Consider the following 15,001-nt stretch of genomic DNA (forward strand, 5'->3'; position numbering starts at 1 on the left):
TGCTGGTTCCGGTCCGCCGGGCGGACCGACGGATCATTGACCGGGCGCGCGCTGCGACGGCGCGGGGATGGAACCGCCGTTGAGGTCCCGCGCCTCCTCGGCCTTGCGGTCGGCCTCACGCTGGGCGGTCTTCTTCTCCGCCTCCTCCTTGGCGCGCTTCTCCGCACGCTCCTCCGCGGCCGCGCGGTTCTTCTCGGCGGCGTCGGAGCCCTTCATCTCCGCGGGCGGGACGAGGATGTCCTGGGAGTCCTTCTTCTCCGCCGGTGCGGACGGCGGTGTGACGTCACCGGTGTCCACGTTGATGCTGCCCACGTCCTGGGCCGGCACCATGCCGAGGTCGTTCGCGCGGGCGGCGAGGTTCTGCGGCGCGGAGTTGGCCTCGATGTCCTGCGTGAGCGCCTCGTTCTCCTGCGACAGCGCCCGCTCCTGCCCGGTGAGCTCGGTCAGCTGGTACTGCCCCTGCGTGATCTGGACGTTCAGCAGCAGGATGCCCACGAGTGCCGCGGCCAGCGCGAGCGCGCACATCACCACCGTGGACACACGGCTGCGGCGGGGCACGCGCCGTGGCACCACCGACAGCGGCTGCCGCTGCGCGTCACCCGGGGACTCCGGGGCCGACGCCGCGCGGTCCGGTCCTCGGCTCATCGCGTCCCCCCTGGTGTCATGGTCTCCCGCAGGCGCTCCGCCGCCCGGAGCCGGGCGGACGCGGCGCGCGGGTTGCCCGCCGTCTCGTCCTCGTGGGCCCGCTCGGCCCCGCGTGTGACGACCTTCAGCACCGGCTGGTGCTCCGGCAGCTCCACGGGGAAGCCCCGGGGTGCCGTGGAACGCGCACCGCGAGCGAACTCCTGTTTGACGATTCTGTCCTCCAGGGAGTGGTAGCTCATGGCGACGACACGCCCTCCCACCCTGACAGTTTCCACGGCCGCGGGGATCGCCCGCTCCAGGACGTCCAGCTCCTCGTTGACCTCGATGCGCAGCGCCTGGAACGTCTGCTTGGCGGGGTGCCCCTTCTTGTGCTGCGCGGCGGCGGGAACGGCGGAGCGCACCACCTCCACGAGCTGGGCGGTGGTGTCCAGCGGTGCCTGCGTCCGGGCGGCCACGATCGCGCGCGCGATCCGCGGCGCGAAGCGGTCCTCACCCCACCGGTAGATGATGTCCCGCAGCTCATCCTCGGAGTACTCGTTGACCACCGTGCGGGCCGTGAGCTCGGCCCGGGAGTCCATGCGCATGTCGAGTGGCGCGTCGAAGGAGTAGGCGAAGCCGCGGTCGCGCTCGTCCAGCTGGAGGGAGGAGACTCCCAGGTCGAAGAGGATCCCGTCCACCCGCTCCACGCCCGCCAGCGCGGCGGCGTCGGCAATGTGGTCGTACGTGGTGTGGATGCTCGTGAAGCGGTCCCCGAACCGCTCGAGGCGCCGTCCGGCGAGCCGCAGCGCCTGCGGGTCCCGGTCGATGCCCACCACCCTGGCGCGCGGGAAACGGTCGAGGATCGCCTCGGTGTGCCCGCCCATCCCGAGGGTCGCGTCGACGACCACAGGGCTCGGGGACTCCAGTGCCGGGGCAAGAAGGTCGAGGCAGCGGTGCAGCATCACGGGAACGTGCCGATGCTCGGCGGGCGCCTCTTCCATGCCGGGCTCCTGGTCTGTTGCTGGTGGTGCTGGGGGGTGGGTCGAGGACCCTGTGCCATGGTACGGGCCGTGACCGCCCGCCGACGCGGCCGGGGAACCTGCCGGTGACGTCGCACCGCACACTGACGTCACAGCCCAGTGACATCGCACCGCCCAGTGACATCACCGCCCAGTGGCGGCTCGGATCGCGCGGCGGCCCCGCGGGCCGGCCACCCGGTCACCAGATCCCCATCCGCCGCTCGCCCCTCGAATCCGGCCTGGCTCGGGGGAAGTCGAGTCAGGACGGTGACGTGGGCGGCTGGAGATCTCATGACCGGGAACGCACCGGCGAGGCACCGGGCCGGGACCTCAGAAGAGTCCGGGGATGACCTCGTCCTCCGTCTCGGAGAATGCCGCTTCCTTCTCCGAGAGGTACTGCTGCCAGGCGGCCGCATCCCAGATCTCGGCGCGGCTGCCCGCCCCGATCACCGCCAGTTCCCGGTCCAGGCCCGCGTAGGAGCGCAGGGACGCGGGAATGGTGATGCGACCTTGCTTGTCCGGAACCTCGTCCGAAGCTCCGGAGAGAAAAACGCGGATGTAGTCCCTGGCCTGCTTCGACGACAGCGGCGCCGCCCGCATCTGTTCGTGGACCCTGGCGAACTCCTCCGCGCTGAACACGTACAGGCATCGCTCCTGTCCGCGCGTCAGCACGAGTCCGTCCGCCAGTTCAGCCCTGAACTTGGCCGGGAGGATGAGCCGTGCCTTGTCGTCGAGACGCGGTTCGTATGTTCCGAGAAACATCGCCACCGCCTCCGCCTCAGGGCCAGCCCGACCCCCGCTTCCCTACCGCCCTCCACTTTACTCCACTCCACTCCCCGGTCAATGCAGAACCCTCCACAATGCCTCTCCGGGCAGCCGGATCCAGGGTCTGCGGGCCCCTCGAGAGGAGGCGCAACCGGGCCCTGTCCTGGGGCGGGGGCGGTGGTGCCGCGGGAGCGGAGACAGAAGAACTCCCCGGCGACACGCCGGGGAGTTCGAGGAAGATCGGAGCCGCGAGGGCCTCTGGCGGGCCGGTCAGAGCCCGCCCTGGTTGCGCCTGTCCCACTTCTCCTCAAGACCCTGGAGGAAAGTGGAGGACTTCTTCGGGGCGGGTCCGGAGCCCCCCGGGGTGGTGCCCGTGGACGACGCCGCGCCCGCGGGAGCCTTGCTGCGGAGGGTGGCCACGTACGTGCCGCCGGCCATGACCACGAAGCCGAGCACTCCCACCACGATCAGCTGCGTGGACACCCCGGCGAGGAGGACGCCGAGTCCCACCACCGCGAGCACGACCCCCAGCACGACGTTGCGCATGGAGCCCCGCCCCCGCACCGTCTCGGTGTGCATGCTGGATGCGAAGCGGGGGTCGTCTTCGTGCAGCTGCTTCTCGAGCTGGGCGAGAAGCTGCTGTTCGTGCTCGGAGAGAGGCACGATTCCTCCTGTGGGGTTGAGAGAGTGAGGCGGTGGCCGTGGGACCGTCCCTCACGTACCGTCCAGAATATCCCGTGGCGGGGCGTTTGGCACCGTGGGATCCATCAGTTTCGCTGGACGCACGACCCCCGGCCCGAACCTGTGGTGCACCCGGTCCATGGCCTCCTCTGCCGCTCCCCACTCCCCCTCGCGGCCGTCCAGGCTGAGCTGGAGGGCGTGGCCGGATCCCACGAGCTTCTCGGACCTGACACCTATCAGCCGCACCGCCTGCGGGCGCGGCCCCAGTGCGTCGAGCAGACCGGCGGCCTCCGTGTAGAGGTCGTGGGCGGAGGCCACCGGGTGGCCCAGGGTGCGCGAGCGGGTGATCGTGGTGAAGTCCGCGTACCGCAGCTTGAGCCCCACCCGTCCCGTGAGCAGCCCGTGGCGTCTCAGCCGGGCCGCCGTGTCGTGGCTCAGCCCGAGCAGGACGCGCTTGAGCTGGGCGGTGTCCGCCACGTCCGTCTGGAACGTGCGTTCGGCACCCAGGCTCTTCTCCTCCCGCGCGGGTGTCACGGGGCGCGGGTCGTGGCCGAGGGCGAGCTGCTGCAGGTGTGAGCCCGCGGCCACCCCCACGAGGGCGTGCAGCCGCGGCAGCGGGGTGTCCGCGATGTCCCCCACCGTGGCGAGTCCCGCCGCGTGAAGGGTCTCGGACGTGCGCCTGCCCACGCCCCACAGCCGCTCCACCGGCAGGTGGGCGAGGAACGCCCGGGTGTGCTCCGGGGCCACCACGAGCAGCCCGTCCGGCTTGCAGTGGGCCGAGGCGATCTTGGCCACCGTCTTGTTCTCGCCGATCCCCACGGACGCGGTGAGCCCGGTCCGCTCGTGGATGGTGCGCCGCAGCCGCCGGGCGATCTCCACGGGTGGCCCGCAGCGGCGGATGGCGCCCGAGACGTCCACGAACGCCTCGTCCACGCTCAGCTGCTCCACCCGGTCCGTCACGGAGCGGAAGATGTCCATCACGATCGCCGAGTAGTGGGCGTAGGCCTCCCGGTGGGGTTCCAGCAGCACTGCCGAGGGGCACCTGGCCCGCGCCTGGGAGACCGGCATGGCGGAGTGCACCCCGTACTCGCGGGCCTCGTAGGAGGCCGAGAGCACCACGGAGCGCGGCCCGGAACCCGCGACGATCACTGGGCGGCCGCGGTGCTGCGGTGCGCTGAGCAGCTCGACCCCCACGTAGAACATGTCCATGTCCACGTGGAGGATCGCGCAGCGCCGGTACTCCTCCAGCCGCTGCGGGCTCGGACCGCCCATCGCGTGCGCCTCCCGTCTCCGCTCCTCCGGGACGGACCCGGAGATCCCCGCCGAGTCGGGGCCGGGACGGAGCCCAGCCTAGGGTTCGGCTCCGACACGCTGAACGGAGCCCGTGACGTGCGGCTAGGCTGGGCGGGCCGGTCCGCGGACCCCGCGGGCGAGCCCGGCCCGCGTGGCCCGGCACACGCCACCCCTCCCAGCAAAGGTGCCCCGGAATGACCTCCACGGACGATCCCGCCGCCACTGCCGCCGCGCAGGACGCCCAGTTCTCCGCCCGGCTCGACACCGCCATCCGCGAGTTCTTCGCCGCCGAGCGGGAACGGGTCACCGCCATCTCTCCCGACGCCACGCGCCTGGTGGCGGCCATCGCCGACCTCACGGACGGCGGCAAGCGGCTGCGCGCGCGACTGTGCCACTGGGGCTGGTGCGCCGCGGGCGGGGAGGCGGGCAGCGACGTCGTGGTGGCCGCGGCGGCATCCCTCGAACTGTTCCAGACGGCGGCGCTGATCCACGACGACGTCCTGGACCGCTCGGACACCCGCCGGGGCAGGCCGAGCGTCCACAGGGTCTTCGAGGCCGTCCACCGCGAGGCCGGCTGGGCCGCGGATCCCGAGCACTTCGGCGTCGGTGCCGCCGTGCTCACCGGGGACATGAGTCTGTCCTTCGCGGAGCAGCTCTTCGCCGAGGCCGCCGCAGGTGTGGCCCCTGCAGCGGGTGCCGCGGCGCGGCACATCTTCTCGAGCATGCGCACCGAAGTGATGGCCGGGCAGTACCTCGACATCCACGCGGAGGTCGCCCCGCCGTCGCACGACGCCGCGGTGCAGCTCGAGCGCGCCATGACGGTGCTGCGCTACAAGTCCGCCAAGTACTCGGTGGAGCACCCCGTGGCCATCGGCGCCGCCCTGGCCGGTGCGGACCAGCAGTTCCTGGCCGCGTGCGCGACGTTCACCCTTCCCCTGGGAGAGGCGTTCCAGCTGCGCGACGACGTCCTGGGTGTGTTCGGCGACCCGGAGACCACGGGCAAACCCGCGGGGGACGACATCAGGGAGGGCAAGCGCACCGCCCTGATCGCGCTCTGCTCCACCGGGTGCTCCCCCGCGCAGCGGCAGTGGCTCGAATCGGTGCTGGGCTGCGAACGGCTCACCGAGGAGGACGTGGCGCGGGTGCGTGACCTCATGCGCTCCAGCGGCGCCCACGAACGCTCCGAGCAGCTCATCGCAGACCTCGTGGCGTCCTCGGACGAGGCGTTGGCGGTGCTGCCCACCGGCGAGGTGCCCCGCGCGGGACTGCGGGCGCTGGCGGACGCGGCGGTGCGCCGCACACGCTGAGTCACCCCGGAGGAGGGGCCGAGAGCCCCGCGCCGCGGGCGGGGTCCGGGCACGCTGCGGGCCGGCGCCCTCCGCTGTTCTCAGTCGGCCCGGTTCACCAGCCGAGCGCCTGCGCCCGGCGCCGCACCTCGGTCTTCTGACCGCGGCGCAGCGCGTCGATCGGGCGACCGGGGAGGGACTCGTCCTCGGTGAACAGCCAGCGGATGGCCTGCGCATCCGTGTAGGCCGCGTCACGCAGCACCGCCACCGTGCCCTTGAGGGAGTCCACGGGGTGCGAGCCGTCCATGAACGCCGCGGGCACCACGCGCACGCGGTCCTCGGGGCGGCGCACCTCCAGCAGGGAGCCGTCGTCCATGAGACGGTGCACCCGGGTGATCTGGATGTCCATGGCCTCGGCGATGTCGGGCAGGTGCGTCCACTCGCCCACGAGGGCGTCGAGTTCGGCGAATTCCTGGGGCGTGAGATCGGTTGCGTAGTTCACGCGCACTACTCTGCCACGCCGCCGCAGGCTCGCAGAACCCGGGTGGGCGGCGCGGGGTCGGGTAATCTGGCAGCACAGCGTGCGGCGCCCCCGGTGCCCCCGATCGTCCCCTTTCCCCCATGCCGAGGCAGGTATCGCGAACATGCCGGTTGAGCCGCCCCACGACCGCCACGCCCCCCGCGCCCAGTGGTCCCGCCGCGCCGCTCACGGGTCCGTGGCCGCCCTGACGGCACTCACCGCGCTGGGAACCATGGGGGCGGCCCAGGCCACGCCCGCCACCCCGCAGACCGTGCAGGTGGCCCAGCAGCACGCGGGACAGGTGACCGTCGCCCCCGGGGACTCCGTGTGGTCCCTGGCCACCCGGCACGGCGTGAGCGTCTCGGAGCTCATGGCCGCCAACGACATCCCGGCGCACGGCATGATCCGCCCCGGCCAGCGGCTGCGCATCCCCGAGACCTCGAACCCCGCGGACGGGGAGGCGGCCCCCGCCCGGGGGAAGAACGCCCCGAAGCCGTCCCCCGCGGGCGGCAGCTCCACGCCCGCACCCGCCCGAACGCACCACAGCGTGGCCGCCGGGGACACCCTGTGGGACCTCGCCCTGCGCTACGAGGTGAGCGTGGGCGACCTCCTGCGGGCCAACTCGCTCTCCCCGAACGACGTGCTGCGCCCCGGACGCACCCTCGTGGTCCCCGGGGCCGCCCCCGGTGCGGCGCCCGAGCACAGGGCGGACGCGGCGGCGTCGTCCCCCGCGCCCGAGCGCTCCGGGACCGCGGCACCGGACGAGGAACCCGCCGTGGGAGACTCCTTCGCGGGCCGCCAGTACCCCCGGGAGGTGGTGGACTCGGCCAACGCGCACCACGAGCAGCTGCGCTCGCGCGCCGTGCCGCCGCCGGCGCAGATCCGGCAGATGGTGGAGGCCACCGCCCGCGACATGGGCGTGGACCCGGCCCTCGCGCTGGCCCACGCGTCCCAGGAGTCGGGGTTCCGCCACGACGTCGTGTCCCCGGCGGACGCCGTGGGCACCATGCAGGTGGTGCCCGCCGCGGGCGACTGGGCCTCCGCCATGGTGGGCCGCGACCTGGACCTGCTGGACCCGCAGGACAACATCACCGCGGGCGTGGCCATCATCCGGGAGCTGCAGGACAGGGCCCCGGACAAGGCCACCGGGATCGGCGCCTACTACCAGGGACTGCACGGCGTGACCACGTACGGTATGTGTTCCGACACCAAGGCATACGTCAAGGCCGTGAGCGCACAGGAACGGAAATTTGCCCAGTAGCAGCATGAACGACCACCGTGTGGGGGCCCTGCTCGAGAACCGCTACCGCGTTCTCCGGCGGATCGCCCGCGGGGGAACGGCGGCCGTCTACGAGGGCCTGGACGAGCGCCTCGACCGCCCCGTGGCCCTGAAGATCATGCACCCGCACTTCGCGGACGACCCCCGCTTCGTCACCCGGGCCGAACGCGAGGCGAAGGCCGCCGCCCGGCTCCACGACCCCCACGTGGTGGCCGTGCTGGACCAGGGGCGCACCGACGACGGCGTGCTGTACCTGGTGCTCGAGTTCGTGGACGGACCCACCCTGCGCGAGGTCGTCGCACGCGAGGCGCCGATGGACCCGCACCGCGCCCTCGAGCTGCTCGTGCCGGTGCTCCGGGGCCTCGCCAGGGCGCACCGCACCGGCCTGGTGCACCGCGACGTCAAGCCCGAGAACGTCCTGCTCACCGCGGACGGGCAGGTGAAGGTCGCGGACTTCGGCCTCACGCGCGCCGTGGACGACCACACGGCCAGCACCAGCGTGCTGGGCACCGTGGGCTACGCCGCGCCCGAGCTGGTGGGCGACGGCCCCGTGGACCAGCGCAGCGACGTGTACGCCGTGGGCATCATGGCCTACGAGATGCTCACGGGCTCCCGCCCGTACACGGGCACGGCCCTGCAGGTCGCCACCGCGCACGTGAGCCGGGACGTGCCCGCCCCGAGCGGGATCGCCGCGGGAGTGTCCCCCGCCCTGGACGAGTTCGTGCTGCGGGCCACCTCCCGCGACGCGTCCCGGCGCCCCGCGGACGCCGCCGAGCTGCTGGACCTCGCCCTCGCCGTCCGACGCTCCCTGCCCGCTCCCGCGGATCCGCTGCTCCTGGGGGAGGCGGCCACCGAGGTCTTCGCTCGAGGCTCCCACTCTCCCACCGGCCATCCGGAGGAGGCACCCACCGAGGCCGTTGGCGCCGGCACCGCGGACGGCTCAGGGGAGGAGGCCACCGAGGCCATCGGCCCCGGGGTGCAGGACCTGCCCACCGAGGCCATCGGCACCCCCACGCGGGAGGCTCTCACGGAGGCCCTGGGGACGCCGTGGCACGAGGCCCCCACCGAGGTCGTGGGCGCGAACGCCGGGGTGCCCCCCGGAGGTCACGGCACCCCGATCCTGCCCGCCTACGAGGAGGACGCCACGGGCACGGTGGCGCTCACCCAGGTGGGGTCCACGGCGCACCGCTCGCCGCACGAGCCGCGTGTGCGCCTGAACCCCCCGGCCCAGCCGCTGCACGTGGCCCTCGTGCTCGTGGTGTTCGCGCTGCTGCTCACGGTGGCGGCGTTCCTGGGCTGGTGGCTGGGCTCCGCGCCCGGGACGGCCACCGCCATGGTCCCCCCGGTGGCGGGGCAGGACACCGCGGCGGCCGAGCGCACGCTGAACGCCGCGGGGATCTCCAACGTGGGCGTGAGCACCACCCCGAGCCGCGAGGCGCCCGAGGGCACGGTGATCTCCACCGATCCCGCCGCGCCCGCCACCGTCCGGGGGATCGAGCAGGTCAATCTCCTGGTCTCCTCCGGTCCCGCCCAGGTGGACGTTCCGGCCCTGACCGGGATGTCGGCCGACGACGCCGGGGCGGCCGTGAGCGCCGCGGGTCTCGGTCTCGGCGGGGTCACCCGGGAGTACTCGACGCGGCCGACGGGCACCGTGCTGTCCCAGTCCCCCGAGGCGGGCAGCCGCGTGGACGAGGGAACGCAGATGTCCCTCACCGTGGCCACGGACTCACCGCAGGGACCGGTCCCGAACGTGGTGGGCAAGGACGCCGAGACGGCGCGGACCACCCTGGAGGAGCAGGGCTACACCGTGCAGATCGACTCCCCCGTGGGCTCGCACCTGAACCGCGTGGTGCGCCAACGCGAGGACGGCGACACCGTGGTGCTCACCGTCCTCTGAGCCCCCGCGCGGCTCCCGACCGGCCGTCGGCACAGGACGCCCAGGTGCCCGCGCCGGCCGGCCGGGGCCCGGCGCGGGGACACGACCGTCAGTGCTGCGCGGAGAGGTACTCCGCCACCAGGAACGCGATCTCGAGCGACTGCTTGTGGTTGAGCCGCGGATCGCAGAGCGTCTCATAGCGCTCGGCGAAGGAGGACTCGGCCACGGGGTCCGAGCCACCGAGGCACTCGGCAACGTCGTCACCGGTCATCTCCACGTGGATGCCGCCGGGGAACGTGCCGAGCTCTCGGTGCACCTCGAAGAAGCCGCGCACCTCGTCCACCACGTCCTCGAAGTTGCGGGTCTTGTACCCCGACGCCAGGGACACGGTGTTGCCGTGCATGGGATCGGTGACCCAGACGGGCTTCGCACCGGAGTCCTCGACCGCCTTGATGACCGGGGGCAGCTTCTCCCGGATGTTCTTCGCGCCCATGCGGGTGATGAACGTGAGACGTCCGGGCTCGCGGTCGGGATCGAGAGCGTCGATCAGGCGCAGTGCGTCGTCGCCGGAGGTGCCGGGGCCGAGCTTGACGCCGATCGGGTTGCGCAGCCTCGAGAGCAGGTCCACGTGGGCGCCGTCGAGGTCGCGCGTGCGCTCGCCGATCCACAGGAAGTGGCCCGACGTACCGTACGGCAGGTGCGTGCGGGAGTCGATGCGCGTGAGCGCCCGCTCGTAGTCCAGCAACAGGGCCTCGTGGCCCGCGAAGAACTCGGTGGTCTTGAGGGCGTCGAAGTCGGAGCCGCACGCGGCCATGAACTTGACGGCGTGGTCGATCTCGCGCGCCATCGACTCGTACCGGGCGTAGGCGGGGTTCGCCGCGAAACCCATGTTCCACGCGTGCACGCGCCGCAGGTCCGCGAAACCACCCTGGGTGAAGGCGCGGATCAGGTTCAGGGTGGAGGCCGAGGTGTGGTAGCCGCGCAGCATCCGGCGGGGATCGTGGACGCGGGACTCCTCGGTGAAGTCGAAGCCGTTGACCATCTCACCGCGGAACGAGGGCAGGGTGACGCCGTCGCGGGTTTCCTCGTTGGAGGAGCGCGGCTTGGAGAACTGCCCCGCCATCCGCCCCATCTTCACCACGGGCATGGACGCGCCGTAGGTGAGCACCACCGCCATCTGCAGTAGTGTGCGGACGCGGCCGGAGATCTTGTCCGCGGTCGCTCCCGCGAACGTCTCCGCGCAGTCGCCGCCCTGGAGGAAGAAGGCCTCCCCGTTGGCCACCTGGGCGAGACGTTCCCGGAGGGTGTCCACCTCCCCGGCGAAGACCAGGGGCGGGACCGCGCCCAGCTCCTGGATGGTGGCCGCGAAGTCCGGGTGCTCCGCCCACTGGGGATGCTGCCCGATGCTCCTTCCCCGCCACTCGTCGAGTCCGGGGTAGTCCGCCGCGCTCGGCGAGGGGGTCATCACGGATCGGAGCTGTTCAGGCAGGGTCTCGGAACTCATTCCCCCAGTCTAGGCCGTGGGGCCAGGGGTCCCGTCATCCGCCCCGGAGTCCGTCCCGCCATGCGGACGGCGGTGCAGGGTGTCATTGAGGTGACCGGCCTGCTGGGACACCGCGTCCGTGACGGAACGGCCCTTGTCCCTGGTGGCCTGGGCCACCTCCTTGGCCTGCGCCAGCAGTGCGGAGGTCTTCCCTTCCGCCATCCGGCGCTTGTGCTCGGTGGCGTAGACGTCCGCGACCTCCTGGCCGGACAACCGCTGGATGGCGGCCATGATCTCGTCCGTCACTCGCCGCAGCGTGGCGTGGTCCCCCTGCTGTCCCCTCAGGTGGGAGAAGTCCATGGGCTCACCGAAGATCGTGGTGATCCGGGCACGGCGGGGGTCCGGAAAACGGGAGCCCAGCGGCTGCATCTTGTCCGTGCCGATCATGGCCACGGGAATCACGGGGGCTCCGGACTCCAGGGCGAGGCGGGCCACTCCCACCTTGCCGCGGTAGAGCCGCCCGTCCGGGGAGCGGGTGCCCTCGGGGTAGATGCCCAGCAGCTTGCCCTCGGCCAGGGCCTGGCCCCCCGCGCTCAGGGACTTGGCGCTGGCCTGACCGCCGCGGCGGTCCATGGGGATCTGGTTGATCGCCTTGAAGAACGCCGCCGTGAGGCGGCCCTTGAGGCCGGGGGTGTTGAAGTACTCGGACTTGGCCAGGAAGAAGACCTGCCGGGGAACGGCCACCGGCATGAAGATGGTGTCCGGCACCGACAGGTGGTTGCTCGCCAGGATCGCGGGGCCGTGGGACGGGACGTGCTCCAGACCGATCACGGTGGGTCGGCAGACCCTGTTGACCACGGGTGCCACCACGTAGTTCCTGAGGAACATATACACCATGAGCGTGTGCCCTTTCGTCGGCGCGGGTCGCGGGCCCGTTCGGCCCGTTCGGCGGGACGCCCGGTCCAGTGGCCCCGGTCGGTCCCGGGCGATTCTCTCATGCGGGTGGCGGCGGCTGGCACAATGGCGCCATGTCATCGGATCTGCAACGACACGACTCCCTGCACCTGCCCGGCACCTCCTCCGTGGGGGTCCTGGTGCTCCACGGCTTCAGCTCCACGACCGCTTCCGTGGCGGACTGGGCCCGGGCGATCCACACGGCCACCGACGCCGCCGGCGCGGCTCCCGGGGTGAGTGTGCCGCTGCTGCCGGGCCACGGAACCCACTGGCAGGACCTCGCGGCGCAGCCGTGGCAGGCGTGGCGCGACGCCGTGGACGAGCACTACTGGCAGCTGCGGCAGCGGCACGAGCACGTGGTCGTGTGCGGGCTGTCCATGGGCGGGGCCCTCGCCCTGCACACCGCGGCCCGCCGCGAGGTCGCCGGCGTGCTGCTCGTGAACCCCGCGCTGTCCCTGGTGAACAGGGCGGCGCGGTTCAGCCGGGTGCTCGCCACCGCGGTGCCGTCCTACGCGGGGATCGGCAGCGACATCCGCAAGGAGTCCGTCCTGGAGGCGGCGTACGACCGCACGCCGCTGGCCGCGGTGGCGCAGCTCAACGTGCTCATGCACCGCACGGTGCAGATGCTGCCGGCGGTCACCGCCCCGGCGATCGTGTTCCGCTCCGAGGTGGACCACGTGGTCTCGGGTGCCTCCGCGGACCTCGTGGCGCAGCGCACGCGCGGTCCGGTGCGGGTGGTTCCCCTGCCGGACAGCTACCACGTGGCCACCCTGGACCACGACGCGCCGCTGGTCGAGCAGACCTCGCGGGACGCCGTGCAGCGGGTGTGCCGCGGTCTGCCGCTTCTGCCGGAGACGGCGTGAGCTCCCGGGACGCGTCGGAGGATCCCTTCGAGAGCATCATCCGGTCCAACACGTGGGACGACGTCCCCGGGGACGACGAGGACATGGAGCCCTGGGCCGAGGACCTCGAGTGGGTTCCCCGGGAGCAGCCCCCGGAGGACATCCCGGAGGAGCTGGACGAGGTCGATGCGGACGCCGTCTACGATCCCGATCCCGGCCCGGTGACGGGCGGGGTGTCCCCCGCCATGCTGCGCGCGCTGAGCGTGCTGCTCGCGGTGCTCGTGATCATGCTGGGGCTCACCGTGCTGCCCGGTCCGCTGCCCGGCGTGGTCTGGGGCGCGGGTCTCGGCGGAACCGTGGCCGGGCTGTTCCTCGTGTTCCGTGCCCTGCCGGAGGACTCCCCCGAGGACGACGACGGTGCGGTCCTGTGACGCCCGTGTCCCACCGCGGGCAGGGCGACACAGTTCGACCCCGCTTGTGTGGACACGTCCACCAACGCCGCGGTGTGAAGGTGAACACACCGTAAACTGAGACTCAATCTCGCCAGGAAGGTACCCCCATGAGACGCGTCAGTGCCCCGGCCATCGTCAATCCCCTGCCCTACCCCGGCATCGCCCACATCCTCGAGGAGCGTGCCCGCACGCAGCCGGATCTGGTGCTCTACACGATCCTCGCCCCGGGGCGGGAGCGGGACGTCACCGCTCGTGAGTTCCGCGCCGAGGTGGTGGTCCTCGCCCGCGGAATGGCCGCCCAGGGCATCCGCCCCGGGGACCGTGTGGGTCTGCTGAGCCGCACCCGCTACGAGTGGACGCTCGTGGACTTCGCCCTGTGGTGGCTCGGTGCCGTCCCCGTGCCGGTCTACGACACCTCCTCCCCGGACCAGATCGCGTGGATCCTCTCGGACTCGCGCGCCACGGCCGTGTTCGTCGAGACGGACGAGCTCGCCGGGCGCGTGCGCGAGGCCCACGGCATCACCCCCTTCCCGGCCGAGCAGCGCATCCGGGTGTTCGACACGGACGACGCGCAGATCTCCCTGGACGCGGTGGTGCGGGCGGGCGCCGGGCGCGAGGACCTGCAGACCCCGTACGACGGCGTGAGCCTGGACGACGCCGCCACGCTCATCTACACGTCCGGGACCACCGGACCGCCCAAGGGCTGCGAGCTGACCCACCGAAACTTCGTGGCGTGCTCCCAGAACACGATCCCCGTGGCCGGGGAGCTCATGCACGAGGGAGCGCGCACCCTGTTGTTCCTGCCGCTGGCCCACGTGTTCGCCCGGTTCGTGGAGGTCACCTCCCTGGACGCCGGCATCGCTCTGGCACACACCCCGGACGTCTCCCAGCTCATGGACGACCTCGCCCGGTTCAAGCCCACCTTCATCCTGGCGGTGCCGCGGGTCTTCGAGAAGATCCTGGTGGGGGCCCGCTTCAAGGCCCAGGCGGGCTCACCCGTGAAGAAGCTGATCTTCGAGCGCGCGGTGGCCACGGCCGCCGCGTGGTCCAAGGCCTCCCAGCAGGGGCACGTCTCCCCGTGGCTCGCGGCGCGCCACCGCCTCTACGACAAGCTGGTCTACTCCACCCTGCGCCAGGCCATGGGCGGGGAGGTCCGCTACGCGGTCTCGGGCGGGGCGGCGCTGGGCGAGCACCTCGCGCACTTCTTCAACGGCATCGGCGTGTACGTGGTGGAGGGCTACGGGCTCACCGAGACCACGGCGCCCATCTCCGCGAACGTGCCGAGCATCAACCGGCTGGGCACCGTGGGCCACCCCATGCCCGGCAACGAGGTGGCGATCGCGGAGGACGGCGAGATCCTGGTGCGCGGCGTGAACGTCTTCGAACGCTACAACGGGTTGCCCGAGAAGACCGCCGAGGCCTTCCACGACGGCTGGTTCGCCACCGGAGACCTGGGGCACCTGGATGACGAGGGCCTGCTGACCGTCACCGGCCGCAAGAAGGAGATCATCGTCACGGCGAGCGGCAAGAACGTGATTCCCACGATGCTGGAGGATCCCATCCGCGCGACCGCCACGGTGGGGCAGATCATGGTGGTGGGTGAGAACCGCCCGTTCGTGGCCGCCCTGATCACGCTCGACCCCGAGACCCTGGCCAACGTCCTGCCCACCCTCGGGCTGGACCCGGGCCTGAGCATCGCGGAGGCGTCCCGGGAGAAGGCCGTGATCGAGCACGTGCAGCGGATCGTGGACCACGCGAACACCAAGGTCTCGCGCGCTGAGGGCATCAAGGCCTTCCGGATCCTGGACCGCGACCTCACCGTGGAGGACGGCTACCTCACGCCGTCCCTCAAGCTCAAGCGGGCCGTGGTCGCCGAGGACTTCGCGGACGTCATCGACGGCATCTACGCCAGGTAGCCCCCGCGACC

General features: G+C 72.2%; 14 protein-coding genes. 6 read left to right on the top strand and 8 right to left on the bottom strand.

The window, feature by feature from the left end; translation table 11 throughout:
* Nucleotides 1-33: 33 nt before the first annotated feature.
* From HMPREF2833_RS01870 to dinB, 5 genes are all read right to left on the bottom strand, one after another.
* Nucleotides 34-645 (bottom strand): cell division protein FtsL, encoded by a 612-nt coding sequence (locus HMPREF2833_RS01870; protein ID WP_070636528.1) that lies wholly within the window; start codon nt 643-645, stop codon nt 34-36.
* Nucleotides 642-1,625 carry a 16S rRNA (cytosine(1402)-N(4))-methyltransferase RsmH gene (rsmH, locus tag HMPREF2833_RS01875; RefSeq protein WP_070636530.1) on the bottom strand — a complete coding sequence of 328 codons (984 nt, stop codon included), beginning with the start codon at nt 1,623-1,625 and terminating at the stop codon, nt 642-644. Before rsmH ends, HMPREF2833_RS01870 begins: the two co-directional genes overlap by 4 nt.
* A gap of 348 nt (nt 1,626-1,973) precedes the next feature.
* The gene (mraZ, locus tag HMPREF2833_RS01880; RefSeq protein WP_019310746.1) at nt 1,974-2,405 is read right to left on the bottom strand and encodes a division/cell wall cluster transcriptional repressor MraZ; all 432 of its coding nucleotides are present in this window, start codon (nt 2,403-2,405) and stop codon (nt 1,974-1,976) included.
* Between the two features lie 273 nt (nt 2,406-2,678).
* The gene (locus HMPREF2833_RS01885; RefSeq protein ID WP_019310747.1) at nt 2,679-3,071 is read right to left on the bottom strand and encodes a DUF3040 domain-containing protein; all 393 of its coding nucleotides are present in this window, start codon (nt 3,069-3,071) and stop codon (nt 2,679-2,681) included.
* Between the two features lie 51 nt (nt 3,072-3,122).
* Entirely contained in the window at nt 3,123-4,361 is a 1,239-nt protein-coding gene (dinB, locus tag HMPREF2833_RS01890) for a DNA polymerase IV (protein WP_070636531.1), read from the bottom strand.
* Between the two features lie 215 nt (nt 4,362-4,576).
* Between dinB and HMPREF2833_RS01895 the strand changes: the two genes are divergently transcribed.
* Nucleotides 4,577-5,689 (top strand): polyprenyl synthetase family protein, encoded by a 1,113-nt coding sequence (locus HMPREF2833_RS01895; protein WP_070636532.1) that lies wholly within the window; start codon nt 4,577-4,579, stop codon nt 5,687-5,689.
* Nucleotides 5,690-5,783: 94 nt separating this feature from the next.
* Here the strand turns inward: HMPREF2833_RS01895 and HMPREF2833_RS01900 are convergent, their stop codons facing one another.
* Nucleotides 5,784-6,176 carry an Rv2175c family DNA-binding protein gene (locus HMPREF2833_RS01900; protein WP_019310750.1) on the bottom strand — a complete coding sequence of 131 codons (393 nt, stop codon included), beginning with the start codon at nt 6,174-6,176 and terminating at the stop codon, nt 5,784-5,786.
* 136 nt (nt 6,177-6,312) lie between these two features.
* Here HMPREF2833_RS01900 and HMPREF2833_RS01905 point away from each other — a divergent pair, with 136 nt between their 5' ends.
* Entirely contained in the window at nt 6,313-7,449 is a 1,137-nt protein-coding gene (locus HMPREF2833_RS01905) for a LysM peptidoglycan-binding domain-containing protein (RefSeq protein WP_070636533.1), read from the top strand.
* A 4-nt stretch (nt 7,450-7,453) separates the two neighbouring features.
* Nucleotides 7,454-9,364: a protein kinase domain-containing protein gene (locus tag HMPREF2833_RS01910; protein WP_070636534.1), complete on the top strand. Its 1,911-nt coding sequence runs from the start codon at nt 7,454-7,456 to the stop codon at nt 9,362-9,364.
* 88 nt (nt 9,365-9,452) lie between these two features.
* Here HMPREF2833_RS01910 and HMPREF2833_RS01915 read toward each other — a convergent pair whose 3' ends face one another.
* Both HMPREF2833_RS01915 and HMPREF2833_RS01920 read right to left on the bottom strand, forming a co-directional pair.
* Entirely contained in the window at nt 9,453-10,847 is a 1,395-nt protein-coding gene (locus HMPREF2833_RS01915; RefSeq protein WP_039100798.1) for a class II 3-deoxy-7-phosphoheptulonate synthase, read from the bottom strand.
* A gap of 9 nt (nt 10,848-10,856) precedes the next feature.
* Nucleotides 10,857-11,723, bottom strand: coding sequence for a lysophospholipid acyltransferase family protein (locus HMPREF2833_RS01920; RefSeq protein WP_070636535.1), 867 nt, complete (start codon nt 11,721-11,723; stop codon nt 10,857-10,859).
* A 131-nt stretch (nt 11,724-11,854) separates the two neighbouring features.
* On the opposite strand from HMPREF2833_RS01920, the gene HMPREF2833_RS01925 reads away from it, so the two are divergent.
* The 3 genes from HMPREF2833_RS01925 to HMPREF2833_RS01935 all read left to right on the top strand — a co-directional run bounded on the left by HMPREF2833_RS01925 (nt 11,855) and on the right by HMPREF2833_RS01935 (nt 14,990).
* Nucleotides 11,855-12,643 carry an alpha/beta hydrolase gene (locus tag HMPREF2833_RS01925; RefSeq protein WP_070636536.1) on the top strand — a complete coding sequence of 263 codons (789 nt, stop codon included), beginning with the start codon at nt 11,855-11,857 and terminating at the stop codon, nt 12,641-12,643.
* Entirely contained in the window at nt 12,640-13,053 is a 414-nt protein-coding gene (locus HMPREF2833_RS01930; protein ID WP_070636537.1) for a hypothetical protein, read from the top strand. Before HMPREF2833_RS01925 ends, HMPREF2833_RS01930 begins: the two co-directional genes overlap by 4 nt.
* A gap of 128 nt (nt 13,054-13,181) precedes the next feature.
* Nucleotides 13,182-14,990, top strand: coding sequence for an AMP-dependent synthetase/ligase (locus HMPREF2833_RS01935; RefSeq protein ID WP_070636538.1), 1,809 nt, complete (start codon nt 13,182-13,184; stop codon nt 14,988-14,990).
* Nucleotides 14,991-15,001 lie beyond the last annotated feature (11 nt).

The organism is Kocuria sp. HMSC066H03 (assembly GCF_001812045.1).
Classification (GTDB): domain Bacteria; phylum Actinomycetota; class Actinomycetes; order Actinomycetales; family Micrococcaceae; genus Kocuria; species Kocuria rhizophila.

Coding starts and splice junctions, on each gene's coding strand:
- HMPREF2833_RS01895 (WP_070636532.1), top strand. CDS start 4,577: ATGACCTCCACGGACGATCCCGCCGCCACTGCCGCCGCGCAGGACGCC.
- mraZ (WP_019310746.1), bottom strand. CDS start 2,405: ATGTTTCTCGGAACATACGAACCGCGTCTCGACGACAAGGCACGGCTC.
- HMPREF2833_RS01925 (WP_070636536.1), top strand. CDS start 11,855: ATGTCATCGGATCTGCAACGACACGACTCCCTGCACCTGCCCGGCACC.
- HMPREF2833_RS01915 (WP_039100798.1), bottom strand. CDS start 10,847: ATGAGTTCCGAGACCCTGCCTGAACAGCTCCGATCCGTGATGACCCCC.
- HMPREF2833_RS01910 (WP_070636534.1), top strand. CDS start 7,454: ATGAACGACCACCGTGTGGGGGCCCTGCTCGAGAACCGCTACCGCGTT.
- dinB (WP_070636531.1), bottom strand. CDS start 4,361: ATGGGCGGTCCGAGCCCGCAGCGGCTGGAGGAGTACCGGCGCTGCGCG.
- HMPREF2833_RS01935 (WP_070636538.1), top strand. CDS start 13,182: ATGAGACGCGTCAGTGCCCCGGCCATCGTCAATCCCCTGCCCTACCCC.
- rsmH (WP_070636530.1), bottom strand. CDS start 1,625: ATGGAAGAGGCGCCCGCCGAGCATCGGCACGTTCCCGTGATGCTGCAC.
- HMPREF2833_RS01905 (WP_070636533.1), top strand. CDS start 6,313: ATGCCGGTTGAGCCGCCCCACGACCGCCACGCCCCCCGCGCCCAGTGG.
- HMPREF2833_RS01870 (WP_070636528.1), bottom strand. CDS start 645: ATGAGCCGAGGACCGGACCGCGCGGCGTCGGCCCCGGAGTCCCCGGGT.
- HMPREF2833_RS01920 (WP_070636535.1), bottom strand. CDS start 11,723: ATGGTGTATATGTTCCTCAGGAACTACGTGGTGGCACCCGTGGTCAAC.